The sequence below is a fragment of the Psychrobacter sp. 16-MNA-CIBAN-0192 genome (genome assembly GCF_040309565.1).
Taxonomy (GTDB): domain Bacteria; phylum Pseudomonadota; class Gammaproteobacteria; order Pseudomonadales; family Moraxellaceae; genus Psychrobacter.
This window is the reverse complement of record NZ_JBEOOX010000727.1, coordinates 1-235: the sequence shown is the minus strand read 5'-3', so window position 1 is coordinate 235 and position 235 is coordinate 1. Positions and strand designations below refer to the sequence as shown.

Sequence of the window (235 nt, the reverse complement as noted above, 5' to 3'; positions counted from 1 at the left end):
ATTTTTTGCCACCGTTTTAAGAGTTTGTTCAAGTGTAACGTAGGTACCAAGAACGCGTTGCTTATAAGGTTTAAGGCTATGGTTCTCTATTAGAATAGTCGGTAAATGACGAGCATCACCGTAACCATTGGAAAAACGTGGGCTAGGGTTCCACAATGACAAGCCTTTAGTCATGTCTGTATTATCGTTAGCAAATACCAACTGGCCCGGAATGTGGCCTTGCTCTGTTAATGCA

General features: G+C 42.1%; 1 protein-coding gene. It reads right to left on the bottom strand.

All coding sequences use genetic code 11. The annotated features are described in order from the left end of the window. On the bottom strand, nt 1-235 hold a 235-nt coding region (locus AAEY78_RS15010), incomplete at both ends, for a M14 family metallopeptidase (protein ID WP_352340303.1).